The organism is Ruegeria lacuscaerulensis (genome assembly GCF_013031245.1).
Lineage (GTDB): Bacteria > Pseudomonadota > Alphaproteobacteria > Rhodobacterales > Rhodobacteraceae > Ruegeria > Ruegeria lacuscaerulensis_C.
Genome location: NZ_WPZL01000005.1, coordinates 46,587 through 71,982 on the forward strand (window position 1 = coordinate 46,587; position 25,396 = coordinate 71,982).

The following is a 25,396-nucleotide window of genomic DNA, read 5'->3' on the forward strand; positions in this document are numbered from 1 at the left end:
ATTTCCCCTCCATCGGTCGGGCGCAGGTTGGCACAACAGTGTGTGCGGCAAAAGAGGCAAGGGTTTACAATACCGTGTTACACCCTAGGCTTGGCCGTTCAATTTCTCAACGGCCGGAGGCCACCCATGACCGCAATCAAACAAGGCGACACAGTTCGCATCCATTACACCGGAACGCTGCTGGACGGGAATGTGTTCGACAGTTCCGAGGGACGCGACCCGCTGGAGTTCGTGGTCGGTTCCGGCCAGATCATTCCCGGATTGGATTCGGCGATGACGGGCCTGACGGTGGGTGAGAAAAAGCGCGTCGAGATTACCTGCGTCGAAGCCTATGGTCCAATCAACCCGGCGATGCGTCAGGAGATTCCCCGCGAGGGTATCCCGGACGACATCCCTCTGGACCCTGGCACCCAATTGCAAATGCAGACGCCAGACGGGCAGGCCTTACCTGTGACGGTGGTCGAGGTGAACGAAGCGACGGTCACGCTGGATGCAAACCACCCGCTGGCTGGTCAGGATCTGGTATTTGAGATTGAGGTCGTCTCGGTCAACTGACTGCTCTGAACAAGAGCGTCGGGTCAGCCTGTTATCAGGCTGGCCCAGGATTCGAAGGCTGCGCGCACATCTGGTTGTGTGAAAAACACAAACAGCATCAGCAACATGGTCAGGGTCAGCAACGCGACACGGCCACGCTGGCCCAAAAAGCCGGACTTGCGCCGCGAGCGTGAACCCCGCGCGTTACTTGCGATTATTTGGTCTGCTTTGCTCATGCCGATATCCCTGCCGGTGAAAGATGGTAAAATCTTGGCACCGGCGGGGAAAGTTCGGGTCACATGAAGTCAGGCTGCGGCATTCCCAGAACGTGGAAGCCACCATCGACCTTGATGATCTCACCCGAGGTGCAGGCACCGGCATCCGAGGCAAGGTATACGGCCGTCCCGCCAACGGCTTCCAGCGTCGCATTCGAGCGCATGGGCGCATTCTGGTCGCAGAACTTGTAAGTCTTGCGCGCGCCGCCAATGGCAGCCCCTGCGAGCGTTTTCATCGGTCCGGGCGAGATGGCGTTGACGCGGATGCCTTCTGGACCAAGATCGTTGGCCAAATAGCGCGTGGCAGATTCCAGTGCCGCCTTTGCCACACCCATGACATTGTAGTTTGGTACGACCCGGTTCGATCCCTGATAGGTCAGGGTCAGCAGTGTGCCGCCATTGTCCTTCATCAGCGGATAGGCGCGACGGGCGACCTCGATAAAGGAATAGGCCGATACGTCCATCGAATGCTTGAAGTTCGCCCGGGTGGTGTTCAGGAAGCGACCTGTCAGTTCGGACTTGTCCGAATAGGCAATCGCGTGGACTACGAAATCAATCGTCGGCCAGCGCGCGCCCAGTTCCTCAAACGCGCGGTCCAGCGAAGCGTCGTCTGTGACATCCGCATCGACCATGAAATCACTGCCGAGACTTTGGGCCAGCGGTTCCAGCCGTTTGCCAAATGCCTCGCCCTGATAGGTGAAAGCAAGTTCTGCACCGGCTTCGTGCATGGCTTTGGCAATGCCCCATGCAATCGAGCGGTCATTGGCCACGCCCATGATCAGGCCGCGTTTGCCTTTCAATTGATCCGACATCTTTTTCACCCGTTATACTTGGACAGAACCATGGACCCGTTTGTGCCGCCAAAGCCGAAGCTGTTGGTCATGACACTGTCCAAGCCTGCATTTTCAACCACTTGAGTTGCAATTTCACCGGGCAGGATGCCTTCGGCAAGTGTGTCGACGTTAATCGACGGCGTAATGAAATCATGGTGCAACATTAGCAGGCAGAAGATTGCCTCAAGCGCACCGGCCGCGCCCTGTGCGTGGCCTGTCATCGATTTGGTCGATGAGATTGGCGGCACGGTACCCTCACCGAAAATACGACGAACGGCTTCTACTTCACCTACGTCACCGACAGGGGTAGAGGTGCCGTGGGCGTTGATGTAACCGACTTTGCGCCCTTCGGGCAGCGTGGACAGGGCCAGACGCATCGCGCGCTCGCCGCCTTCTCCCGACGGGGCCACCATGTCGTGGCCGTCCGATGTGGCGGCAAAACCGGTAACTTCGGCGTAAATCTTGGCACCGCGTGCCAGCGCATGGTCCAGGTCCTCAAGCACGACAATGCCGCCGCCGCCTGAGATTACGAAACCATCGCGGTCCTGATCAAACGCGCGCGAGGCTTTCTTAGGCGTGTCGTTGTATTTCGACGACATCGCACCCATCGCGTCGAACAGGCAGGACAGGGTCCAGTCCAGCTCTTCGCCCCCGCCGGCAAACATGACGTCCTGTTTGCCCATCATGATCTGTTCGGCCGCGTTGCCGATACAGTGCAGTGAGGTCGAGCAGGCCGACGTGATCGAGTAGTTGATGCCCTTGATCTTGAACGCCGTGGCAAGATTGGCGGAAATTGTCGAGCACATGCATTTTGGCACCGCAAAGGGACCGATCCGTTTGGTTGCGCCGTTTTTCAGCACTGTCTGATGTGCTGTCAGCATCGCGCTGGTGGATGGCCCTCCGGATCCCGCTACAAGGCCGGTGCGCGGGTTCACAACCTGATCCTCGGTCAGACCCGCATCGGCAATAGCCTGGCTCATCGCGATATGGGCATAGGCCGCGCCAGGACCCATGAAGCGCAGGGTGCGCTTGTCCACATGTTCTGCCACGTCGATCTTGAGCGTCCCGGCAATCTGGCTGCGAAAGCCATGCTCGACCATCTGCTCGTTGGCCTCGATGCCGGACTTGCCAGCTTTGAGTGAGGCCAGAACCTCTTCGGCATTGTTCCCGATGGAGGAGACGACCCCCAAGCCGGTGACAACTACTCGACGCATGTGCGTGCTCCTTATTTCAGGCCGGTCAGGCTCAGGCTTCGGACAGAACGACTTTCATGTCTTTGACGTCGTAAATCATTTCACCGTCCGCTTCGACGATACCATCCGCCACACCCATGGTCAGGCGGCGGGTCTGGATCGCTTTTTTGAAATCAATTTTGTAAGTCAGCATCTTGCGGTCCGGGCGTACCATGCCGGTCAGCTTGACCTCACCCACGCCCACAGCCATCCCGCGACCCTGCCAGCCGCGCCAGCCAAGGTTAAAGCCGGTCAGCTGCCACAGACCGTCCAGCCCGAGACAGCCGGGCATGATCGGGTTGCCGGGGAAGTGACAATCAAAGAACCAAAGGTCAGGAGTGATATCGAATTCTGCCAGTATATGGCCTTTGCCGTGCGCGCCTCCATCGGCCGAGATGTCGGTGATCCGGTCCATCATCAGCATCGGCGGGGCAGGCAGCTGCGCGTTGCCGGGGCCGAATAATTCGCCACGGGCGCATTTCAGCAGATCGTCCTTGTCAAAGCTGCTCGGGAATTGGGCCATTCTGCCGCCTCTCCTGCCAGGGGTCCGTTTATCTAATCTGGCCTCACCTAGCACCCGTATGCAAGGTCCTGCAAGAGCGGTCGCCCACATCATGTTGTGTTCAGACCATTCTTTGCGAATGAATTTCATTTGAAATTACCCGGCCAGAGCACTTATATGTACTTCAGCAACTATCAGGTATCGGATTCATGACACCTCAGAGCCAGAACATAGCCACGAATTGGTTGGTTCATGCCGGATTGCGTCCGACGCGTCAGCGGGTGGCCCTGGCCGAACTGCTGGTTGGCGACGGACAGCACCGCCATGTCACGGCGGAAAGCCTGTTTGATGCGGCTAAAAAGAACGGGGACGCTGTTTCTTTAGCGACCGTTTACAATACGTTACGCGCTTTCTGCGATGCCGGGGTTCTTCAGGAAATCACCGTGGACGGATCGAAAAGCTATTTCGATACCAACACATATGATCACCCCCATTTCTTTTGGGAGGATGAGGGCCGCCTGAGCGATGCGCCGTCCGAGGAGCTGGTGATTCAACGCCTTCCCGACGCACCCGAAGGGGTCGAGATTGCATCGGTCGATGTTGTGATCCGCCTTCGGAAAACGAAGTAACTTTACGCCAATAGTTCAAATAATGCGCTTTCTGCAGCGGCTGTTTGCGGGTCTGCTGGCCCTGTTCCGTGCCGCGCCAGTACCACAGGTTCCGCAGCGATCTGATCCGACACAGGCCGGGTAACCAGCGGCATTCCGTCATAGCTGATATTAGCCGGTGGGGTAGCGTAGCTGATCGCAACCCCTTCCTGATGCGCCGCAAGGCTGCGCTGGATTTCAAGCGAGGTTGCCCGGTGGGCAACGTTCGGGCTTTGGCCAATCTGTCGAAACAAGCCCAGAACATGCTGCGCCGAAAGTCCCTCGTTGGATAGGATAAGGGGATGAGCGGCCAGATCCTGCAGTGTTACATTGTCCCGAACCGCCAATGCGTGATCAGGCGACATGATGGCGTTTGGGGTGCGCGTGAAAAGTGTGCGCCGGGTGAACGTCGCATCCATGCTCAGACCGTAGGTTAGCGCCAGATCAATCCGCCCGTCGATCAGGCCAGAGATCAGGCCTTGGAAATCGTCCACCCTGTAGGACACCGCGACATCCGGCATTGCATCGCGCAAATGACGCAAAGCCCGTGCTAGCAGAAATGGGGCAAGATCGACGAAACAGCCCAGGCGAAGTGTCGTTTTGGCAGACCCTGAGTCGGTGGCATTTTCTAGTCGCGCGGCGCTTGCCAGCAGTGATTCTGCGTCTTCTATAAAGCTACGTCCTTGTGGCGTCAGAGCCATCGCGGACCCGCGTTTTCTGGCGAACAAAGGATGGCCTAACTGTTCCTCAACCCGAGTCAGGGCATTGGATAGCGCAGGTTGCGAAACATGAAGGTGTTGTGCGGCGGCGGAAAGGCTGCCGTGCCGGCCAATGGCACAAACATATTCGTACTGGCGCAGGGAGATATATAACATGAAGTTAAGTGTACATTTGAAAGATATGATTTGAACAGAGGGCTAACCCATGCGCAGATCAGCGCACCACTGGCACGGAGACAGACATGACGCACCCTCTGGTTACACAAGAAATGATCGACACCTATCAGGAAGACGGAGTTGTTCTGATCAAGGGGTTGTTTGCCGATCATGTTGAGGCTCTGCGCGACGGTGTTGCCGCGAATATGGCGGACCCGGGGCCTTACGCATCCGAGAACAAGAAACAGGGCGAAACCGGGCTGTTCTTCGACGATTACTGCAACTGGTCGCGGATCGATCAGTTCCGCGAAGTGATTGAGACCTCTCCTGCGGCTGAAGTGGCTGCGGACCTGATGCAGTCGCGGACCGTGCAGATGTTCCACGACCACGTTCTGGTCAAGGAACCGGGTACATCGATGGCGACCCCGTGGCATCAGGACGGGCCGTATTATTTTGTCGAAGGACAACAGACCATAAGCTTCTGGTCGACGCTGGACGCAGTCAAACAGGCGACTCTGCGTTGCGTGGCGGGGTCGCACCAGTGGGAAAAAGAAGTGCTGCCGACGCGCTGGGTGTCAGAAGAAGGCTTCTTCGCAGACGAAGGCCAGTACATCCCCGTCCCCGACCCGGATGCCGAAGGCATGAAAGTTGTTGAATTCGAGATGGAGCCAGGTGACGCGGTCGCCTTTAACTATCGTACATTGCACGGCGCCCGGGGAAACCATTCAGACCGTCGCCGTCGCGCATTCTCGCTGCGTCTGGTCGGCGACGATGCGCGCTATGTAGAGCGTCCGGGCCGGACCTCGCCTCCGTTTCCGGGCCACGAAATGACCCCCGGCCAGCGTCTGCGCGAAGACTGGTTCCCGGTGCTGCTGCAACGCTAGAACCGGCAGGTGTCAGAACCGGGTCAGAACCACTGGCCCGATTCGATCAACCCCAGATCCAGCAGCTGGTTGGACGTCCACTCAAACTGAACCGAGTTGCGCCAGCGGAATGTAGGGATGTCGAACGTGGACCCGGCGTTTCTTTTCAGTGCCTTGGCGGCGCGGAATGAGCAGATCGCGGCCGTCATGTTGTGGTGCCAGGGGCAGGAATAGGTGTTGTATTCCGGATCATTAAACGTGTGTTCCGGTAATAACTTCAGATCCTTACGGGACTTGAACAAGGCAATTCGGTCTATACGGCGACGTTCATAGGGGATGTGATCCTCGAACCTCCAGCGCAGTCCGCCGGACATGTCCAACTGGCGGTCGGCAGGATGACCGTCGGCGTCGTGGCGGGTGTGAGCATAATAGCCCGTGCTGTCCAACATCGCGCGATCCGGTGCGACTCCGTTTGGGAAAGCATTCAGATCATCGGCATAAAGGTCGACAACGTGGTTGAGCATCGCGTCCCGACGCTCTTCAGCGTGGAAGGCCAGCAATTCGCCGATCGTGCGTGTCTCACAAAACGGAAAGAACAGGTATTCGGCGTTGTAGCAGTAGTACATCCAGATGCCGGACGCGGCCTGAATGATCTTGTTGATCGTGTCGAAAACCACGTTTCGGGGCGCGCAGCTCAGAGCGACGCGGTGGATGCGCTCGGTGAGATCCGGGTTTAACGCGAAATCCTGTGGCATGAAGGCGATCAGGGATTGGAAACCCAGATTCAAATGGTGCCGGATGGTGCTGTCGACCTCGACATCATCTTCGATGAACACCAGGGCGACCGGCCCCTTGGCAAGGGCAGCTTTGCCTGAGCTGAGAAAATCGTCGAGGGAGTCGTACTGCATCGGTTGTCCGGTTCCACTTTGCTGGAATCTCCGGCCAAAATCGGGTAATCGCCACGGCATTGCAAGCGGCGTTCGTAGGGTATAGATGACGCCGATCCCGCGAGCGCAAAGGCCAAATCCATGTCGGAACCCAAAAAGCTGTACATCAAGACCTATGGTTGTCAGATGAATGTCTATGACAGCGAGCGTATGGCCGAAACGCTGGGTGGTAAGGGGTATGTTGAAACCCAAAGCCCCGATGATGCGGACATGATCTTGCTGAATACCTGCCATATCCGCGAAAAGGCCGCTGAAAAGGTCTATTCCGAGCTTGGCCGGTTCAAGGGGCTGAAGGCCGAAAAACCCGACCTCAAGATCGGCGTGGCTGGGTGCGTCGCGCAGGCCGAGGGTGAAGAGATCATGCGTCGTCAGCCTCTGGTCGACCTCGTGGTGGGCCCGCAAAGCTATCACCGTCTGCCCGAGATGGAGGCAAAGACGCGCGACGGTGCCAAGGCGCTGGATACGGATTTCCCTGAAGAAGACAAATTCGAAAAACTGAAGAACCGCCCCAAGGCAAAGCGTGGCCCGACGGCGTTTCTGACCGTTCAGGAGGGCTGCGACAAGTTCTGCGCCTTCTGCGTGGTGCCTTACACCCGCGGTGCCGAGGTCAGCCGCCCCGCCGATCGCATTCTGAGTGAAGCGCGGGATCTTGTGGAACGCGGTGTGCGCGAGATCACCCTGCTGGGTCAGAACGTCAACGCCTATCACGGTGCCGGCTCGAACGGAGACATGACACTGGCGGGCCTGATCTGGGAGCTGAACAAGGTCGACGGGCTGGAGCGTATCCGTTTTACCACCTCGCATCCCAATGACATGGCCGATGACCTGATCGAGGCGCACGGAACCTGTGAAAAACTGATGCCCTATTTGCATCTGCCGGTTCAGTCCGGATCAGACAAAATCCTGAAACGGATGAACCGTAGCCACACGGCAGAAAGCTACCTGCGTCTGATCGAGCGCATCCGGGCTGCGCGTCCGGATATCATGATGTCCGGTGACTTTATTGTCGGGTTCCCGGAAGAAACCGAAGAGGATTTTCAGGCCACGCTGGATCTGGTGGAAGAGGTCAAATACGGCTACGCCTATTCGTTCAAATACTCGACACGCCCTGGCACGCCAGCGGCCGAGCGGCCTCAGGTTGATCCCAAGGCGGCGGATGATCGCCTGCAACGCCTGCAGGCTCTGATTACACGGCATCAGCGGGAAATTCAGGATTCTATGGTCGGGCGGAAGGTCCGTGTTCTGTTCGAAAAAAACGGGCGTCTGCCGGGGCAGATGGTCGGAAAATCCGAATACCTGCACTCGGTTCACGTTTCCGATGCAGAAGTTGAGGTTGGTGAACTCAGGGACGTGCTGATCACGGCGTCAGGTGCCAATTCATTGGCCGGAGCACTGGTCTAATCCGGTTATTGGGCGCTGTACGAATACCATAGTTGGTGGTTGTTTCCAAAATTTACCCTTGATTTATCACTTGGAACTATGTTCCGAGAAGGGTCAGGTTTTTACGGGGGCTGATTTCCGCATTCCCGATAGTCCAGATCCGTGCTGGCCCGAGTACCGGGTTGGGACGATGGAGGGTACGAGTGAAGATTCTGAAACGGTTTTTTGAACCAAAACTCGGGTTTGCCCTGCCGACTGCGGCGGTGCTTGCGGTTCTTTCCAGCGCGACGGTCGCCGGCAATCTTGATCAGGGAGTTTCAGACCCTCCCGTCGTTAGTCCGAAACGGTTCGGCAGCGATGTCAGCGCTTTTTATCTGGGTCTGAGCGGAGGCTACGCAACCGGTGGCACTGACCGATTCGGGCTCAGGACGCCATCAAGTATTTTCGAGATCGGCGAGTTGGACCTGAAGGGCAGCTACGGCGGTATTCGGGGGGGCTGGCGCGGTGTTCTGCCGGCCAAAGGCGGGCGGAATTATGTCTACGGGTTTGAGCTCGGGTATGATTTCGGGTCGCTGAAAGATGATGTATCGACTCAAATCGGAAGCGTGACTGTCAATGGCAGTTCGGAAGTCTCCGATGTGCTGTCGGTTCGATTTCGCAATGGGCTGACCAACAAAAGTGGAAAAGTATTGTATTTCCTGTCGGTTGGATATGTTCGTGGCGACGTCACGACATCCAGCAGTATTTCTTCGGTGTCTGCGCCCCAATCATTCGAAGTCAGCGACAGTCGAACCGGGTTTTCGGCCAGCATTGGTGCGGAACACAGGTTAAGCGAGAACTGGTCGATCACGGGCGAATATGAATACGTGCAGTTCGACTCGGAAAACGTGGAATTCGCCAACGGTTTCTCGACAAAATCCACACCGCGCTATCGTGGCCTGAGATTTGGATTGAATTACAAATTCTAAGTACAGAAGTAAGCAAGTGCATGCACAGACTAGGATTTTTGAGCGCTGTGTTATACGCCATCGGCGGTTTTACCATCTGTTACGGAAAATTTAAAACTGTGGCTTGCGCCTCCTAAGAATAGTTGTCTACGCTTGGGATGAAAACACCCAGACAGGAGAACGGATTGGCCATTGGTGCCCTGACCCCGCCACAAGACGAAATGCCCCAGCAAGAGGCGTTTGTTGAATTTCCTGACAACCGGTTGTTGATTGATCTTTGCGGCGAGTATGACCGCAATCTGACCGAAATCGAACAAAAGCTGTCTGTACAGATCGTGCGACGCGGCAACCAGCTTGTCGTTATGGGCGACGAGGACGCCCAGAAACAGGCAATTGAGGTTCTGCAGGCGCTGTATACCCGGCTGGAAGGCGGGCGCGACGTGGAAGCCGCTGATGTGGATCGTGAACTGCGAATGGGTGGTTCCGAAACCGGTACCGGCAGCCGCGACGGTGATCAGCTTGAGATGTTCAAGGGCGGCACGGTCGAAATCAAGACCCGCAAAAAGCTGGTCGAGCCGCGCACGGACGCGCAGAAGGCTTATGTTCAGTCCTTGTTCAACAACGAACTGGCCTTTGGGATTGGTCCGGCTGGCACAGGTAAAACCTACCTAGCCGTTGCTGTCGGCGTGTCGATGTTCATTGGTGGCCATGTGGACCGGATTATCCTAAGCCGCCCTGCCGTCGAGGCGGGCGAAAAGCTGGGCTACCTGCCGGGCGACATGAAAGACAAGGTCGATCCATATATGCAGCCGCTATACGACGCGCTGAACGACTTTCTGCCCGGTAAGCAACTGGCCAAGCTGATCGAGGAAAAGCGAATCGAAATCGCTCCGCTGGCGTTTATGCGAGGTCGCACCCTTGCAAACGCGTTTGTGGTACTGGATGAGGCGCAGAACGCGACCACCATGCAGATGAAGATGTTTCTGACCCGTCTTGGCGAAGGCAGTCGCATGGTTATCACTGGCGACCGTTCGCAGGTCGACTTGCCGCGCGGTGTTCAATCCGGGCTGAAGGATGCTGAACGGCTGTTGAAGACGATTCCGAATATCAGCTTCAACTATTTCACTTCGAAGGATGTGGTGCGTCACCCGCTTGTCGCCGCCATTATCGAGGCGTATGAGGCCGACGCGGGCCGTGAGACAGGGTAATCGTCAGGGTTCCGGCATCGGAACTTTGGACATGACGGCATGAACCTTGAAATAACGATTGAAGATGCGCGCTGGCAGGGGCTGGAACCCTTGGCCACGCGTGCCATTCAGGCGGTCTTGGATCATTGCGGCCCGGACGCTGATCTGTGCGAGATCAGCCTGCTGGCATGCGACGATGCGCGGATTGCCGAATTGAATGCGGAGTTTCGCGAGAAACCTTCGCCAACAAACGTCCTCAGCTGGCCGGCCGAGGATTTGGCCGCTGAAACCCCGGGGCAGGCACCAGCACAGCCAACCCCGGATTTTACCGGCGAAATTGCGCTGGGCGATATTGCAATATCCTATGAAACTTGTGAGCGCGAAGCTTCCGAGGCAGACAAATCCATGGACGATCACGTTACGCATCTGGTCATTCACGGAGTGTTGCATTTGCTGGGATACGATCACATTCGTGACACCGACGCCACTTTGATGGAAGGGGTCGAGGTCGAGATACTTGGCAAAATGGGTATAGATGACCCATATAATACGTAGTGTGGGCCTTAGCGCCCGATTATTTGGAACAGGACAATGGGCGATACAGACGGCAGTTCTATGGCGGCGCATGGCGCGCAACCGAAGAACGGCGGTGAAAACACCAAAGAGAAAGCCGGTTTTTTTTCTCGAATAGTTGACGCGCTCTCATCGCAGAGCGACGATGAGGTCGGCGCGGCCAACGGACATGACGTCGATAGGGTTCATCAGCCACGGGGCATGATTAACCTTCGGCGGATGCGGGTCGAGGATGTGGCCATCCCGACGGCCGAGATCGTATCCGTGCCCTCGACCATCAGCAAGGATGAGCTGGCGCAGTTGTTCCGCGAAAGCGGCCTGTCCCGGATACCTGTATATGAAGGTACGCTCGACACGCCGTTGGGATTCGTACACCTCAAGGATTTTGCGCTGACCCACGGGTTCAACGGAACGTCCTCGGACTTTGATCTGGTGTCTATGCTGCGCACGTTGCTGTTCGTGCCGCCATCGATGCCAATTGGGGTATTGCTGACCAAAATGCAGACCGAACGTCGTCATATGGCCTTGGTGATTGACGAATACGGCGGTGTAGATGGTTTGCTCACGATCGAGGATTTGATCGAGCAGGTCGTTGGAGAGATTGCCGACGAACACGACGCGGATGAGGACCAGCTTTGGGTTCAGGATAAACCCGGCTGTTACATCGTTCAGGCGCGTGTCCCGCTAGAGGAGTTCGAAGCCGAGATCGGGCGCTCTCTGACCAGTCACGAGGATGTCGACGAGGAAGAGATCGACACGCTGGGCGGCCTGGTCTTCATGCTGTCCGGTCGGGTTCCTGCGCGGGGAGAGGTCGTGCTGCACCCCGAAGGTCCGGAATTCGAAGTGATCGACGCCGATCCGCGACGAATCAAGCGTTTGCGCGTGATGTTGCCGGATCTCGTTGGATGAACCCTGCTCAGGGGTGGCCTTTTTGGCTACGAGTCACTCTGGCGGCTTTGTTGGGTGCCCTCGCGGCCTTTGGTCTTGCACCCTACGGCGTTTGGGTGGCGACCCTGATCGCATTGGTGCTGCTGGCGCCGCTGTTTTTGTCGACTGAGACACGCAGGCGTGCTGCATGGCTTGGCTGGGCTTTTGCGACCGGGTACTTTGCCCACGCGTTGAGCTGGATTATCGAACCGTTTCTCGTTGACGCAGAACGGCACGCCTGGATGGCACCTTTTGCCTTGAATTTCATGGCGGGTGGGCTGGCTTTGTTCTGGGCACTGGCTTTTTGGATCGCGAGGCGCCCTGACGGCAGGCCGGTTGCACAGGCAATTTTTTTAGCCGTGGCCGTGTCGCTGATGGAATGCGCCCGGGGTTATGTGCTGACAGGATTCCCCTGGGCGGGCTTGGCGCAAGTATGGGTGGATACGCCCGCCGGGCAGCTTTTGTCGCTGTTCGGGCCTTATGGTTTGGGCGCACTTACACTTCTGGCAACCTTGCCCTTGGGTGCTGCGCTGGCACTGCGGAACGGGTTCGCTTTGCCAACGGCCCTTACCATCGGTGCTGCCTGCCTGATTCTGGGCTACGCTGTATCGCGCCCTGCGGTGATTTGGACCGATCACATCGTCCGACTAATTCAGCCGAATGCGCCGCAGCATCAGAAATGGGATCCGGATTACGCCCCGCTGTTCTTTGCCCGTCAGATCGAATTCACCGCAGCCGAACCCCGTCCTGAACTGATTGTCTGGCCCGAAACTTCGGTCCCTGCATGGTTGGGCAGCGCGCAGCCCTACTTGAACACAATTGCTGACGCAGCTCAGGGAACACCGGTTTTTCTGGGTATTCAACGGGGCGACGGTCCGCAGATTTATAACTCGATGATCTATCTGAACGAGAAAGGTCAGCAGCAGGGCCTATACGACAAGCATCACCTTGCCCCGTTCGGAGAATATGTTCCGTTCGGTGAAGTGATGGCGCGGTTCGGCATCTACGGAATGGCTGCGACCACAGGCCATGGATTCAGCGCAGGACCGGGGGCGGCACTGATGGAAGCGGGAAAGCTGGGTATGGCTCTGCCGTTGATCTGTTACGAAGCCGTGTTCACGCAAGACGTCCTGTCAGCGCCGGGGCGGGCGGACTTCTTGCTGCAAATTACCAACGATGCCTGGTTTGGCACCCGGTCTGGTCCTTACCAGCATCTGGTGCAGGCGCAGATGCGGGCGATCGAGCAGGGGCTACCGATGATGCGGTCGGCCAATACCGGGGTGTCAGCGATGATCGACCCGCATGGGCGCATTACCAAGGCGTTGCCTTTGGGGCAGGCGGGCTACTTGGATACAAAATTACCGGCACCGCTGCCACCAACGCTTTATGCCACCATGGGCGACAATCCTGTGATTTTGATGCTATTGGCACTTTTTGTGCCGCTTTGGCTGGTTAACAGGAGAGTTGAGACTTAATTGCCGATTGACCCTGCTGGTTGGGCGTCATATGCATCTTGATGCCTGTCACAACGGCTTCCTGGCGTGATGGGGAAATTTCAATGGAGCACATTCATGTCCCGACAGAAATACACTTTCACTTCGGAATCTGTTTCCGAAGGGCACCCGGATAAAGTTTGCGACCGGATTTCCGACGCCGTCCTTGACGCGTTCCTGAACGAAGAGCCCGAAGCGCGCGTGGCCTGCGAAACATTCGCGACCACCGACCGCGTGGTAATAGGTGGCGAGGTGGGGCTGTCGGATCAGGACAAGCTGCACGACTATATGGGTCGCATCGACGAGATCGCGCGCGCTTGCATCAAGGATATCGGTTACGAGCAGGACAAGTTTCACCACGAAACGGTCGAGGTGACGAACCTGCTGCACGAGCAATCCGCGCATATCGCGCAGGGTGTGGATGCCTCGGAAAACAAGGACGAGGGTGCCGGTGATCAGGGCATCATGTTTGGTTATGCAACCACCGAGACGCCCGCGCTGATGCCAGCCCCAATCCAGTATTCGCACGCGATCCTGCGCCGTCTGGCCGAGGTGCGCAAGAACGGCACCGAACCGGTTTTGGGTCCTGACGCAAAGTCGCAGCTGTCGGTGATCTACCGTGATGGCAAGCCGGTCGGCGTCAGTTCCATCGTGCTGTCAACTCAGCACCTGGACGAAACACTGACTTCGAAAGATATTCGGGCCATTGTTGAACCCTATATCACCGAAACATTGCCCGAGGGCTGGTTGACAGACGAGACCGAGTGGCACGTGAACCCCACCGGTAAGTTCGTCATTGGCGGGCCGGACGGAGATGCGGGCCTGACCGGACGCAAGATTATCGTGGACACTTATGGTGGCGCGGCCCCGCATGGCGGCGGCGCGTTCTCGGGCAAGGACCCAACCAAGGTTGACCGCTCGGCGGCTTATGCCGCGCGCTACTTGGCCAAGAACGTGGTCGCCGCAGGCATGGCAGAGCGTTGCACCATTCAACTGAGCTATGCGATTGGCGTGTCCAAGCCCCTATCCATCTATGCAGACACACACGGCACTGGGCAGATAGCAGATGCCCAGATTGAAAAGGCCGTCGGGCAGGTGATGGACCTGACCCCGCGTGGCATTCGTCAGCATCTGGAACTGAACAAGCCAATCTACCAGCGCACCGCAGCCTATGGCCATTTTGGCCGGCAGCCGGATGCTGACGGCGGCTTCAGCTGGGAGCGTACTGATCTGGTTGACGCGTTGAAAAAGGCGGTTTGACCAAAAGCACTCTAAAGCGCGCCCTGGTCGGCGCGCTTTTTCATTCTTGTGCCGGTGCTGCAACCCTTGCAACGTAGGGACCCGCGCAGTATGGGCTCCGCCATGAGCACCCAGACACCACAACGCCCCCGCAGAAACTTCTATGGTCGCTTCAAGGGCAAGGCCCTGAAGCAGAGTCAAAAGACGTATCTGAATGAAGATCTCGACGCCCTGTCGCCGGGAGCGGTTGACTGGGAAACCAACCCCAATCGCCATCCGTTGGACTTGAAAGCCTTGTTCGGAGGCAAGGATGTCTGGCTTGAGGTCGGCTTTGGCGGTGGTGAGCATCTGGTGCATCAGGCTGCAAGTAACCCTGATATCGGGATCATAGGAGCTGAGCCTTACATCAACGGCGTTGCAATGCTGCTGGGTAAAATCCGGCAAGCAGGGGTCGAAAACCTTGCGGTGCATCCCGGCGATGCGCGCGATCTGTTCGACGTGCTGCCCGAGGCCAGCATCTCGCGCGCCTTCCTGCTATATCCCGATCCGTGGCCCAAGACACGGCATCACCGACGCCGATTTGTGACACCGGAGCATCTGGAGCCGCTGGCCCGCGTCCTGAAGCCGGGGTCGATCTTCCGCGTGGCCACTGACATTCCCGATTATGTCCGCCAGACGCTGGAAGAGGTGCCGCGCGCTGGCTTCGAATGGCTGGCCAAGCGCCCAACGGATTGGCGCGAGCCGTGGGATGACTGGATTTCTACCCGCTATGAACAGAAAGCTCTGCGTGAAGGTCGCACGCCACATTACCTGACCTTCCGGCGCAAAGACTGATTGCGGCTGGACCAAGCGGCCCCAATTCGCTAATCGGCTTGAGCACTGATAGCGCAAAAGGAGCCCCCATGTCCGGACACGGCACGCCCATCCCGATGACCTCACATCCCTGCGGCCCGCTGACCGGCACGGCCGAGGTGCCCGGCGACAAGTCGATCTCGCACCGGTCGCTGATTCTGGGCGCAATGGCGGTGGGTGAGACCAGGATCTCGGGCCTGCTTGAGGGCGAGGACGTTTTGGACACTGCCAAGGCAATGCGGGCCTTCGGGGCTGAGGTCACGGATCACGGCAACGGCGAATGGACGGTGCAGGGTGTGGGTGTCGGTGGATTTGCCGAACCCGATCAGGTGATCGATTGCGGAAACTCGGGTACAGGCGTCCGGTTGATCATGGGGGCGATGGCGACCTGTCCAATCTCGGCGACATTCACCGGTGATGCCAGCCTGAACAAGCGCCCCATGGCCCGCGTGACCGATCCGCTGGCCCTGTTTGGCACACAATCCGTTGGGCGTTCCGGTGGGCGCTTGCCAATGACCATCGTCGGTGCGGCTGAGCCCGTACCGGTCCGTTACGAAGTGCCAGTACCGTCGGCACAGGTGAAATCCGCGGTGCTGCTGGCCGGCCTGAATGCACCGGGCAAGACTGTAGTGATCGAGAATGAGGCCACTCGCGACCATTCCGAACGGATGCTGGCCGGGTTCGGTGCCGAAATCACCGTTGAGGATACGGATGAAGGTCGGGTGATCACTCTAACCGGCCGTCCCGAACTTAAACCGCAAGTCATTGCCGTGCCCCGTGATCCGTCCAGCGCGGCCTTTCCCGTCTGTGCGGCGCTGATCACACCGGGTTCGGACGTTCTGGTGCCGGGTATCGGCCTGAACCCAACCCGCGCGGGCCTGTTCACAACGCTGCGCGAGATGGGTGCCGACCTGACCTATGAAAACGAACGCGAAGAAGGCGGCGAACCCGTCGCTGATCTGCGCGCGAAATACTCGCCCGACATGAAGGGCATCAACGTGCCACCGGAACGCGCGGCCTCGATGATCGACGAGTACCCAGTTCTGTCCGTGATCGCAGCAAATGCAACCGGAACCACGATGATGGCCGGCGTGAAAGAACTGCGCGTCAAGGAAAGCGATCGAATCGACGCCATGGCGCGCGGGCTGCGCGCAAACGGCGTGACCGTGGACGAAGGCGAAGAATGGTGGTCGGTCGAAGGACTGGGCATCGGCAACGTCCCCGGAGGCGGCACCTGCGAGAGCTTTTTGGACCACCGAATCGCCATGTCTTTCATGGTCATGGGGATGGGAGCTAAATCTCCGGTATCCGTCGACGATGGCAACCCGATTGCAACCTCGTTCCCGATCTTCGAGCCGCTGATGGCTGCGCTGGGCGCCAAGGTCGAGCGTACATGAGCTTTACAGTTGCCATCGACGGTCCGGCGGCGGCAGGCAAGGGCACGATCTCGAAAGGGGTCGCAGCGCATTTCGGTTTTGCACATCTGGACACGGGGCTGTTGTATCGCGCCGTCGGTAGGCGAACCCTGGAGGGGATGGAACCGGTTGCCGCCGCACAGGCGCTGACAGCCGAGGAGCTGGGGCAGGGTGATCTGCGCACGGCAGAGATTGCGCAGGCGGCCTCTAAAGTCGCGGTAGTCCCCGAAGTGCGTGCAGCACTTGTGGATTTCCAGCGTGCATTCGCCCGTCGGGCGGGCGGCTCGGTACTGGACGGCCGGGATATCGGGACGGTGATTTGCCCAGAGGCGGAAGTTAAACTATTTGTCACCGCCAGCGCCGAGGTTCGCGCGGAGCGCCGTTTTTTGGAGCTGAGCGCAAAGGGCGCTGAAGTCACGCGCGAGCAAGTCCTGTCGGATGTTCGTGAACGTGATGCGCGGGACTCTGAACGCAGTACCGCGCCGATGAAACCCGCTGATGACGCCATGTTGCTGGATACATCGGACCTGAGCATCGAAGCGGCGTTGGCACAAGCCGTGGCGGTCATCGAGCAGAAACGACCCGCGACACCGTAATGCCGCGGGCTGCCAAGGTTACAGCTCGCCGACAGCGATGCTTTTGATGTTTGCCCACTGACCGTCAGCCGTTTTTGCCGTAGCCGCAACGTCCTTCAAAAAGGCGGCGCGGGTTTCGGCGTTCAGAAACAGGTACAGCTTGCCGTCCGAGACCAGATACTGATCCGGGTCGCCGTCGAACTTCTTGCCAACAGACACGCCAAAGGAACAGAACCCGCCGTGCTGCGGCAGAAATGCAGCCGGGTTGGCTTCAAAGGCTTCGCGGTTTGCGGCACTGGTGAAGTAATAGGACGCGCCGTCATAGGTGGCGGAGTGGGTGGCAAAACCATCGACCGGATTGCCGTCATTGACGAGCGCCACCAGATCGACACCATGAGCCGCCAGCGGCGCACCCGCCGCCGAAATACCGTTCGAAACATTGATCTCGTCCGCGGCAAAGGCCGGAGCCGCGATCAGGGGCAGGGTCGCGATCAGGGAGGTCAGGACCAGAGATTTCATTTCATTTTCCTTCCGTGTTCAGGTTCGGGTCGGCTTGTCTGCCAACCGCTGAAACAAAGGTAGAGACCGCGACTTGAACGAGCTATCGCAGGAAGGACGGCAAAACTTGCAGATCGTTCAAAGTTACGGGCGTCCTGGAATTACTCTTCACTAAGCTTTGTTTGGTCAGTGTGAGGCCGGGTTCCTATGGTTAGGCCATAGCCTGCAGGAGAGATGCCATGATCCGACTAGCCCTATTGCTGATTTTTCTGGCGGGAGGTCTGGCAGCCCAGGAGGCCGAGCCGCCGATGGATTACGAACGGTTGGGCAAGATTATCTTTGCGCTCGATCCCGAGGCACAGCCACGCGGGCCGGGCTTTCAGTTGACCGTGTCGGATATCTCGGTTGTGGTGATCACTGATACCAATGCAGACCGGATGCGTGCAATGATCCCCATTCGCAGCGCCGAAGGGCTGACAACTGAAGAATTGCACCGAATGATGCAGGCTAATTTCGACACCACTCTGGACGCGCGCTATGCCATTGCCGATGGGATACTGTGGGCTGCCTTCATTCACCCGCTGTCGCCACTGGAGAAGGATCAGTTGATCTCGGGGCTGGCGCAGACGGTGAACATCGCCAAGACATATGGCTCGCTCTATTCCGGTGGAGCTCAGCAATACGGGGGCGGTGACAGCAACGACCTGCAGCGCGAATTGATCGAGGAACTGCTTAAAAAGGGCGAGGAAATCTGATCTAAAGCGCCGATCCTTCGCGTGTTTTGTCTTGTTCGGTTGGCGTTGGCGTATGGTTGAATACATACGCCGTGCGGCACGCTTCCTCCCCACCGAGCTCTTCGATCTTGCGGCGCTGATCGGCAAAAGCGCGAGCGTTGACTGCGTCCGGATCACAGATTTCACGCAAACGGCGTTCGCCTTCGGTCAACGCGGCGGCGATTTCGGGGTCGTTCACCCCATCCACGGCGCGGTTTACCTGCTCATGAGGGTCTCTTTCCAGATCGAAAAGTTGTGGCGGCTGCCCGACATAATACACGTATTTCCAACGGCCCCAACGCACCATGAACGAGCCGGTTTTTGACCCGCCATCGTGATATTCGCTGAATCCGGTTCGGTTCGGGTCGTCAGGCGCATTGGCTATGGTGCGCAGGGATTGGCCGGGTTGGTCTGCGTTGCCCTCATCATCGGACACGCCGCAGACGTCGCGGGCGGTGGCCGCAATGTCGGTCAGATTGGTGCAAGTGGACACTCGGTGCCCCGCAGGTACGCCCGGACCTGCCGCGATCATCGGAACTCCGGCGCTGGCCTCGTACATCACCATCTTGGTCCAGAATCCCTGATCCCCCATCATGTCGCCATGGTCCGACACATAGAGGATCACGGTATTGTCCAGATGCCCGCTGGCATCCAGAGCGGCGACCACACGACCCACGCAATGATCCATGAACGAGGTCAGGCCGTAATAGGCAACCTTGGCCTCGCGCATTTTTTGCTCGTCGAAATAGTCCTCGTAATTGAAGAAGGCACCAATATTGCGCAGTTCCTCGTGGTCTGGAAGGCCCTCTCCATAACCGACGGGCAGATCCATGTCCGCAGGGTCGTAGAGGTTGTACCATTCCTCAGGGCAGGTCAGCGGATAATGCGGGCTGACGAGCGAGACGAAGGCGGCCCAAGGCTGTTCATGCCGTTTAGGGTCGGCCAGCCATGCCTCGGTCGCCTTCGTGATGTCATAGTCGTAATCGGTGTACGTGCTGCTACCGCTTCCGACGTCACCCGCAAGTTCGGCGGCTGAATCGTAAGGCGGTGGATTTTCCCGAAGCAAGCCGATCGTCCAGCCGACGCCCCCGACCACGTGCATGGGCAAGATCTCTTTGGAAAAGCCGTTATCATCTTTGCCAGAGCGGAAATGCAGCTTTCCGATGGACACAACCTCACGCCCGGCATCCCGTAGCTGACGCATCCAGCTGCGCGGTTCGCCGTCATAAGGGGTCGCGCTGTCCCAGTTGCCGGTTTTGTGTACCCAGTCACCGGTGGCCAGCGCAGCACGCGTAGGTACGCACATCGGCGAGGGTGTATATGCTGAGTCGAACATCGTGCCGCGCGCGGCCAGCGCGTCCAGATTGGGCGTTTTTACGATTGGGTGGCCAGCGCATCCCATCGCATCTTTGCGGTGCTCATCCGAAATGATAATCAGTAAGTTCAAGTTATCGCCCATCGTCCGCTCCTTTGACACGCGAACATGCTTACCAATTTCCCTGTGGCGTTGGGCATTGAATCGCGACAAGCAAGTCGTTTTCTGTCTTTGACTTGCGGTGTCCTTGCAGACTCGTTATAGAGCACGCGTCTTAACAAGGGCGGTCAACGTCCGGATGACGTATCTGAGCAGGGCCGGGTCACCTCGGCCCTTTGTGTTTGTGTAGTCAGATGCGATCCGGGTCACGCCTGAAGACATCATGAAACAAGACCGGCGGAGACAACCGCTCGGCCAGAAAAAACGTATGTAAAGGAAAACAACGCCACATGCCTGATACAACCATGGAGGAATTCGAAGCCCTCCTGAACGAAAGCTTCGAAATGGACACGCCCGAAGAGGGTTCTGTTGTCAAAGGCAAGGTTCTGGCGATCGAAGCCGGCCAGGCCATCATCGACGTAGGCTACAAAATGGAAGGCCGCGTTGATCTGAAAGAATTCGCAAATCCCGGCGAAGCCCCTGAAATCGCTGTTGGTGACGAGGTCGAAGTTTACCTGCGCGCTGCAGAAAACGCCCGTGGCGAAGCCGTCATCTCGCGCGAGATGGCCCGCCGTGAAGAGGCATGGGACCGTCTGGAAAAAGCATACGCCGACGACCAGCGCGTCGAAGGTGCAATCTTTGGTCGCGTCAAAGGTGGCTTCACCGTCGATTTGGGTGGCGCAGTTGCGTTCCTGCCCGGCTCGCAGGTTGACGTTCGCCCCGTGCGTGACGCTGGCCCGCTGATGGGTCTGAAGCAGCCGTTCCAGATTCTGAAAATGGACCGCCGCCGTGGCAACATCGTTGTGTCGCGCCGCGCAATCCTGGAAGAATCGCGTGCCGAACAGCGCGCCGAGGTTATCGGCAACCTGTCCGAAGGTCAGACCGTCGAGGGTGTCGTCAAGAACATCACCGAATACGGTGCATTCGTTGACCTGGGCGGCGTTGACGGCCTGCTGCACGTCACCGACATGGCATGGCGCCGTGTGAACCACCCGTCCGAGATCCTGACGATCGGCGAAACCATCAAGGTTCAGGTCATCAAGATCAACAAAGAGACCCACCGCATCAGCCTGGGCATGAAGCAGCTGCAGGAAGATCCGTGGGATCTGGTTGCTGCCAAGTACCCGCTGGGCTCGGTCCATCAGGGTCGCGTCACCAACATCACCGATTACGGCGCGTTCGTCGAGCTGGAAGCCGGTGTCGAAGGTCTGGTGCACGTGTCCGAGATGTCCTGGACCAAGAAAAACGTCCACCCCGGCAAGATCGTTTCGACCAGCCAGGAAGTCGACGTCATGGTTCTGGAAATCGACGGCGCCAAGCGTCGCGTGTCTCTGGGCCTGAAGCAGACTCAGCGCAACCCGTGGGAAGTGTTTGCAGAAACACACCCCGAGGGCACGCAGGTCGAAGGCGAAGTCAAGAACATCACCGAATTCGGTCTGTTCATTGGTCTCGAAGGCGACATCGACGGCATGGTTCACCTTTCGGACCTGTCGTGGGACGAGCGTGGCGAGGATGCCATCCAGAACTACCGCAAAGGCGACATGGTTTCGGCCGTCGTCTCGGAAGTTGATGTGGAAAAAGAGCGTATCTCGCTGTCGATCAAAGCCCTGGGCGGTGACAAGTTCGCCGAAGCCGTGGGCGGCGTGAAGCGTGGCTCGGTCATCACCGTCGAAGTCACGGCGATTGAAGATGGCGGTATCGAGGTGGAATACGAAGGCATGAAGTCCTTCATCCGCCGCTCCGACCTGTCGCGCGACCGTGCTGAGCAGCGCCCCGAGCGTTTCTCGGTCGGCAACAAGGTCGACGTTCGCGTCACCAACGTCGACAGCAAAACCCGCCGTTTGGGCCTGTCGATCAAGGCACGTGAAATCGCCGAAGAGAAAGAGGCCGTGGAACAGTACGGTTCCTCCGACTCGGGCGCGTCGCTGGGCGATATCCTGGGCGCAGCTCTGAAATCGGGCGACTAAGTCCGGACTTCAGTCCAAGCCGAATTTACGGCCCCGCGCGACCGCGCGGGGCCGTTTTTGTTGCGAATCAATATGTTCCGAATTTTGATCTTATTTGGGTTGTGGTTCACGCTTTTGGCGCGGATTTTGCATGAACAAGCGAAAAATCGCGTAACTTTTCAGTAAAATGAAGGCTTTGCACACAGAGTTTACGTTCCCCCGATCACGGTTTTTTCCTATACTGTCCAGAACAATAGACATGGTTAACCGGTCGCCTGGGAGGGTAACACTCATGATCCGTTCAGAACTGATTCAGAAAATCGCCGACGAGAACCCGCATCTTTATCAGCGTGACGTCGAGCGGATCGTGAATACCGTGTTCGAAGAGGTGACGGATGCCATGGCGCGCGGTGACCGTGTTGAGTTGCGCGGGTTCGGTGCTTTTTCCGTAAAACAGCGTGACGCGCGCGTCGGCCGCAATCCCAGAACAGGTGAGACCGTGCAGGTCGAAGAAAAATGTGTTCCGTTTTTCAAAACTGGCAAGTTGCTAAGGGATCGTTTGAACGGTAAAGCCTAAGGCATGATGCGCTACATCCGATATGCTTTCCTGGCGGCCCTCGGGATCGTCCTTATCTCTATTTCGCTTGCCAACCGCGAGGCGGTGGAGCTGAAGCTGATGCCGGACGAGATTGGCGATCTGCTGGGCTTTAATTTCAGTACTTCCCTGCCTCTGTTCATTGTCGTCCTTGGCGGTGTGGTTGCGGGCCTGATCATCGGCTTCCTGTGGGAATGGCTGCGTGAGCACAAGCACCGTCGCGACGCCTCGACCAAGACCGGCGAAGTGCGCAAGCTTGAGCGTGAGGTCAAGAAGCTCAAGAAAAAGCAGAATGAAGGTCAGGACGAAGTTCTGGCTCTTCTGGACGAGGCCAGCTGAGGCACGCCAATGCCCCAAGACGTAAGCGTCAAAATCTGCGGGTTGACCGCCCCAAACCACGTGCGCGCAGCCGCCGAGGCTGGCGCGCGCTATGTGGGGTTTGTGTTCTTCCCCAAATCACCGCGTCATCTGGCGATTGAAGCCGCTGCCGAACTGGCCCATCTGGTGCCCGTCGGCATCGCCAAAGTCGCGCTGACTGTAAACGCCTCAGATGAAGATCTGGATCGAATCGTGTCCGACGTTCCTCTTGACATGTTGCAGTTGCATGGCAAGGAAAGTCCCGACCGCGTGGCAGAAGTGCGGGAGCGTATTGGTCTGCCGGTGATGAAGGCCATCGGCATCGCCGAACCCGAGGACTTAGCAGCGATTGATCTGTATTCCGAAGTGGCCGACCAATTGCTGATCGATGCGAAACCGCCGCGTACCTCGGAATTGCCGGGAGGGAACGGGCTGGCTTTTGACTGGCGTTTGCTGGCCGGGCGGAAATATTGGCAGCGTCCATGGATGCTGGCCGGCGGACTAACGCCGGAAAACGTTGCCGAGGCAGTTTGCATGACCGGCGCGCGGCAGGTCGACGTGTCTTCGGGTGTGGAAACCGCACCGGGGGCTAAGGATTTGGACCTGATCCGGGCGTTTGTCGACGCAACCCGTTGATCTGATCGGTCCTTGCTTGTGTATCCCCGATAGGGGAGGGCGCAGACATGCTGGCGGCGATAGGTGGTGTTTCTTTAAAACGGTGGTACTACGGGCCGGAATTCGTCTGGCGCGCGCGTCAGGCCCTGCTGCAGGCGCGCGGTGATCCGTTGTGCTTACATGCCGACGTGTTTCCCCATCACGGATTGTTTTTCTCGCTAAGCGTCTGGCACGACGCCGAGGCCATGCTGACATTCGCGCATTCCGGCCCGCATCGGCGTGTAGTGCAGGCGGCATCGCGGCTGGCGGACGTGAATGAGTTCCACCATTTCCACTGTATCGCTGTGCCAAGCCGGAGACAGGCATTGCAGGTTTGGTGCCAGCATGTTCAAGCGGCGGAATGATACGATTTGCGATGGCAAATCCCGTCGCCACCTCCTATGAACAACGGGTACGACGATGGAGACACCCATGGCCAACGACCTTTTCAATTCCTTCATGTCCGGTCCCGACGAACAGGGCCGGTTCGGTATCTTCGGCGGGCGATTCGTCAGCGAAACGCTGATGCCCCTGATCCTGTCGCTGGAAGAGGAATATGAGAAGGCCAAAGACGATCCGACATTCTGGGCCGAGATGGATGATCTCTGGGCCAACTATGTGGGCCGCCCCTCGCCGCTGTATTACGCGGAGCGCCTGACTGAACATCTGGGCGGCGCGAAAATCTATCTGAAACGCGACGAGCTGAACCACACCGGTGCGCACAAGATCAACAACGTGCTGGGCCAGATCATTCTGGCGCGGCGTATGGGCAAGACCCGGATCATCGCCGAAACCGGGGCAGGGCAGCACGGCGTTGCAACTGCTACGGTTTGCGCCAAGTTCGGTCTGAAATGCGTGGTCTACATGGGCGCGCATGACGTGCAGCGTCAGGCCCCGAACGTATTCCGTATGCGCCTGCTGGGGGCCGAGGTGATTCCGGTGACTTCCGGCCGTGGCACGCTGAAGGACGCGATGAACGACGCGTTGCGTGACTGGGTGACCAATGTGCGCGACACGTTCTACTGCATCGGTACCGTGGCCGGGCCGCACCCGTACCCGGCGATGGTCCGCGACTTCCAGTCGATCATCGGCAAAGAAGCCAAAGAACAGATGCAAAGGGCCGAAGGCCGCCTGCCAGACACGATCATCGCCGCCATCGGTGGCGGTTCGAACGCGATGGGCCTGTTCTACCCGTTCCTCGACGACAAGTCCGTGAACATCATCGGTGTCGAGGCCGGCGGTAAGGGCGTGAATGAAAAGATGGAACACTGTGCCTCGTTGACCGGCGGTCGTCCGGGCGTTCTGCATGGCAACCGCACCTATCTGCTGCAGGATGATGACGGGCAGATTCTCGAAGGATATTCGATCTCAGCGGGTCTGGATTACCCCGGTATCGGTCCAGAACATTCATGGCTGAATGATGTTGGCCGCGCGCAATATGTCTCGATCACGGACAAAGAGGCGCTTGAGGCGTTCCAGTTGTGCTGCGCGACCGAAGGTATCATCCCCGCGCTGGAGCCCTGCCACGCGCTGGCGCATGTGATGAAGATCGCGCCTGATTTGCCCAAGGATCACCTGATCTGCATGAACATGTGCGGACGCGGCGACAAGGATGTTCAAACCGTGGCCAAATATCTGAACTTCGACATGTCGGATACCGAAGGCCGCAGCGCCGACTGACCAGGCGGTAAAATTGCAATATTCGACAAGAGCGGCGTGCCTTTGACGGGTCCGCCGCTCTGTTTTTGGGCTCAGTGCTTTTCGAATATTGCGCAACTGGGTAATTTTGTTGCGCACGCGCCA

At 58.1% G+C, this 25,396-nt stretch carries 28 protein-coding genes and 1 riboswitch; of the genes, 20 read left to right on the forward strand and 8 right to left on the reverse strand.

Going from position 1 to position 25,396, the window contains the following annotated elements:
* The first annotated feature begins 126 nt into the window (after nt 1–126).
* Nucleotides 127–555: an FKBP-type peptidyl-prolyl cis-trans isomerase gene (locus tag GOX66_RS08420; RefSeq protein ID WP_170761546.1), complete on the forward strand. Its 429-nt coding sequence runs from the start codon at nt 127–129 to the stop codon at nt 553–555.
* A 23-nt stretch (nt 556–578) separates the two neighbouring features.
* Here GOX66_RS08420 and GOX66_RS08425 read toward each other — a convergent pair whose 3' ends face one another.
* From GOX66_RS08425 to fabA, 4 genes are read right to left on the reverse strand one after another with little or no spacing between them, the layout of a single operon-like run.
* On the reverse strand, nt 579–770 hold the full coding sequence (locus GOX66_RS08425; RefSeq protein ID WP_170761548.1) for a hypothetical protein: 192 nt from the start codon (nt 768–770) through the stop codon (nt 579–581).
* A gap of 59 nt (nt 771–829) precedes the next feature.
* Complete coding sequence (locus GOX66_RS08430; protein ID WP_170761550.1) at nt 830–1,621, reverse strand: enoyl-ACP reductase FabI; 792 nt, start codon at nt 1,619–1,621, stop codon at nt 830–832.
* A 5-nt stretch (nt 1,622–1,626) separates the two neighbouring features.
* A complete protein-coding gene (gene fabB / locus GOX66_RS08435; RefSeq protein ID WP_170761552.1) occupies nt 1,627–2,856 on the reverse strand; it encodes a beta-ketoacyl-ACP synthase I in 1,230 nt (409 codons plus the stop codon).
* Nucleotides 2,857–2,887: 31 nt separating this feature from the next.
* The gene (gene fabA / locus GOX66_RS08440) at nt 2,888–3,397 is read right to left on the reverse strand and encodes a bifunctional 3-hydroxydecanoyl-ACP dehydratase/trans-2-decenoyl-ACP isomerase (RefSeq protein WP_058279458.1); all 510 of its coding nucleotides are present in this window, start codon (nt 3,395–3,397) and stop codon (nt 2,888–2,890) included.
* A gap of 188 nt (nt 3,398–3,585) precedes the next feature.
* Here fabA and irrA point away from each other — a divergent pair, with 188 nt between their 5' ends.
* Nucleotides 3,586–4,005: an iron response transcriptional regulator IrrA gene (irrA, locus tag GOX66_RS08445; RefSeq protein ID WP_170761554.1), complete on the forward strand. Its 420-nt coding sequence runs from the start codon at nt 3,586–3,588 to the stop codon at nt 4,003–4,005.
* A 2-nt stretch (nt 4,006–4,007) separates the two neighbouring features.
* Here the strand turns inward: irrA and GOX66_RS08450 are convergent, their stop codons facing one another.
* Nucleotides 4,008–4,898: a LysR family transcriptional regulator gene (locus tag GOX66_RS08450; RefSeq protein ID WP_170761556.1), complete on the reverse strand. Its 891-nt coding sequence runs from the start codon at nt 4,896–4,898 to the stop codon at nt 4,008–4,010.
* Nucleotides 4,899–4,984: 86 nt separating this feature from the next.
* On the opposite strand from GOX66_RS08450, the gene GOX66_RS08455 reads away from it, so the two are divergent.
* A complete protein-coding gene (locus GOX66_RS08455) occupies nt 4,985–5,782 on the forward strand; it encodes a phytanoyl-CoA dioxygenase family protein (RefSeq protein ID WP_170761558.1) in 798 nt (265 codons plus the stop codon).
* 23 nt (nt 5,783–5,805) lie between these two features.
* Here the strand turns inward: GOX66_RS08455 and GOX66_RS08460 are convergent, their stop codons facing one another.
* A complete protein-coding gene (locus tag GOX66_RS08460) occupies nt 5,806–6,669 on the reverse strand; it encodes a hypothetical protein (RefSeq protein WP_170761560.1) in 864 nt (287 codons plus the stop codon).
* A 120-nt stretch (nt 6,670–6,789) separates the two neighbouring features.
* Here GOX66_RS08460 and miaB point away from each other — a divergent pair, with 120 nt between their 5' ends.
* The 10 genes from miaB to cmk all read left to right on the forward strand — a co-directional run bounded on the left by miaB (nt 6,790) and on the right by cmk (nt 17,317).
* Nucleotides 6,790–8,109, forward strand: coding sequence for a tRNA (N6-isopentenyl adenosine(37)-C2)-methylthiotransferase MiaB (gene miaB, locus GOX66_RS08465; RefSeq protein ID WP_170761562.1), 1,320 nt, complete (start codon nt 6,790–6,792; stop codon nt 8,107–8,109).
* Between the two features lie 182 nt (nt 8,110–8,291).
* Nucleotides 8,292–9,056 (forward strand): outer membrane protein, encoded by a 765-nt coding sequence (locus GOX66_RS08470; protein WP_336509460.1) that lies wholly within the window; start codon nt 8,292–8,294, stop codon nt 9,054–9,056.
* A 164-nt stretch (nt 9,057–9,220) separates the two neighbouring features.
* Entirely contained in the window at nt 9,221–10,243 is a 1,023-nt protein-coding gene (locus tag GOX66_RS08475) for a PhoH family protein (protein ID WP_170761564.1), read from the forward strand.
* A 39-nt stretch (nt 10,244–10,282) separates the two neighbouring features.
* On the forward strand, nt 10,283–10,777 hold the full coding sequence (ybeY, locus tag GOX66_RS08480; protein WP_170761566.1) for an rRNA maturation RNase YbeY: 495 nt from the start codon (nt 10,283–10,285) through the stop codon (nt 10,775–10,777).
* A 36-nt stretch (nt 10,778–10,813) separates the two neighbouring features.
* Nucleotides 10,814–11,704, forward strand: a complete 891-nt coding sequence (locus tag GOX66_RS08485; RefSeq protein WP_170761568.1) for a hemolysin family protein — start codon at nt 10,814–10,816, stop codon at nt 11,702–11,704.
* A complete protein-coding gene (gene lnt, locus GOX66_RS08490) occupies nt 11,701–13,197 on the forward strand; it encodes an apolipoprotein N-acyltransferase (protein WP_170761570.1) in 1,497 nt (498 codons plus the stop codon). The genes GOX66_RS08485 and lnt overlap by 4 nt, the downstream gene beginning before the upstream one ends.
* Before the next feature lie 42 nt (nt 13,198–13,239).
* Nucleotides 13,240–13,288: riboswitch (SAM-SAH riboswitch) on the forward strand.
* 5 nt (nt 13,289–13,293) lie between these two features.
* Entirely contained in the window at nt 13,294–14,475 is a 1,182-nt protein-coding gene (metK, locus tag GOX66_RS08495; RefSeq protein WP_170761572.1) for a methionine adenosyltransferase, read from the forward strand.
* Nucleotides 14,476–14,577: 102 nt separating this feature from the next.
* On the forward strand, nt 14,578–15,288 hold the full coding sequence (gene trmB, locus GOX66_RS08500) for a tRNA (guanosine(46)-N7)-methyltransferase TrmB (RefSeq protein WP_170761574.1): 711 nt from the start codon (nt 14,578–14,580) through the stop codon (nt 15,286–15,288).
* Between the two features lie 68 nt (nt 15,289–15,356).
* The gene (gene aroA / locus GOX66_RS08505) at nt 15,357–16,703 is read left to right on the forward strand and encodes a 3-phosphoshikimate 1-carboxyvinyltransferase (RefSeq protein ID WP_170761576.1); all 1,347 of its coding nucleotides are present in this window, start codon (nt 15,357–15,359) and stop codon (nt 16,701–16,703) included.
* Entirely contained in the window at nt 16,700–17,317 is a 618-nt protein-coding gene (cmk, locus tag GOX66_RS08510) for a (d)CMP kinase (protein WP_170761578.1), read from the forward strand. Before aroA ends, cmk begins: the two co-directional genes overlap by 4 nt.
* A gap of 18 nt (nt 17,318–17,335) precedes the next feature.
* On the opposite strand, the gene GOX66_RS08515 is transcribed toward cmk, so the two are convergent.
* A complete protein-coding gene (locus GOX66_RS08515) occupies nt 17,336–17,815 on the reverse strand; it encodes a YHS domain-containing (seleno)protein (protein WP_170761580.1) in 480 nt (159 codons plus the stop codon).
* Between the two features lie 218 nt (nt 17,816–18,033).
* Between GOX66_RS08515 and GOX66_RS08520 the strand changes: the two genes are divergently transcribed.
* The gene (locus GOX66_RS08520; RefSeq protein ID WP_170761582.1) at nt 18,034–18,549 is read left to right on the forward strand and encodes a hypothetical protein; all 516 of its coding nucleotides are present in this window, start codon (nt 18,034–18,036) and stop codon (nt 18,547–18,549) included.
* A 1-nt stretch (nt 18,550) separates the two neighbouring features.
* On the opposite strand, the gene GOX66_RS08525 is transcribed toward GOX66_RS08520, so the two are convergent.
* Nucleotides 18,551–20,026, reverse strand: coding sequence for a sulfatase family protein (locus GOX66_RS08525; RefSeq protein ID WP_170761584.1), 1,476 nt, complete (start codon nt 20,024–20,026; stop codon nt 18,551–18,553).
* A 305-nt stretch (nt 20,027–20,331) separates the two neighbouring features.
* Here GOX66_RS08525 and rpsA point away from each other — a divergent pair, with 305 nt between their 5' ends.
* From rpsA to trpB, 6 genes are all read left to right on the forward strand, one after another.
* The gene (gene rpsA, locus GOX66_RS08530) at nt 20,332–22,008 is read left to right on the forward strand and encodes a 30S ribosomal protein S1 (protein ID WP_170761586.1); all 1,677 of its coding nucleotides are present in this window, start codon (nt 20,332–20,334) and stop codon (nt 22,006–22,008) included.
* 271 nt (nt 22,009–22,279) lie between these two features.
* Complete coding sequence (gene ihfB, locus GOX66_RS08535) at nt 22,280–22,564, forward strand: integration host factor subunit beta (protein WP_037310872.1); 285 nt, start codon at nt 22,280–22,282, stop codon at nt 22,562–22,564.
* A 6-nt stretch (nt 22,565–22,570) separates the two neighbouring features.
* Complete coding sequence (locus GOX66_RS08540; RefSeq protein WP_170762007.1) at nt 22,571–22,921, forward strand: lipopolysaccharide assembly protein LapA domain-containing protein; 351 nt, start codon at nt 22,571–22,573, stop codon at nt 22,919–22,921.
* A gap of 9 nt (nt 22,922–22,930) precedes the next feature.
* Entirely contained in the window at nt 22,931–23,575 is a 645-nt protein-coding gene (locus GOX66_RS08545) for a phosphoribosylanthranilate isomerase (RefSeq protein WP_170761588.1), read from the forward strand.
* Nucleotides 23,576–23,622: 47 nt separating this feature from the next.
* Nucleotides 23,623–23,958 carry a hypothetical protein gene (locus tag GOX66_RS08550; protein ID WP_170761589.1) on the forward strand — a complete coding sequence of 112 codons (336 nt, stop codon included), beginning with the start codon at nt 23,623–23,625 and terminating at the stop codon, nt 23,956–23,958.
* Nucleotides 23,959–24,025: 67 nt separating this feature from the next.
* Entirely contained in the window at nt 24,026–25,273 is a 1,248-nt protein-coding gene (trpB, locus tag GOX66_RS08555; protein WP_170761591.1) for a tryptophan synthase subunit beta, read from the forward strand.
* Nucleotides 25,274–25,396: the final 123 nt, after the last annotated feature.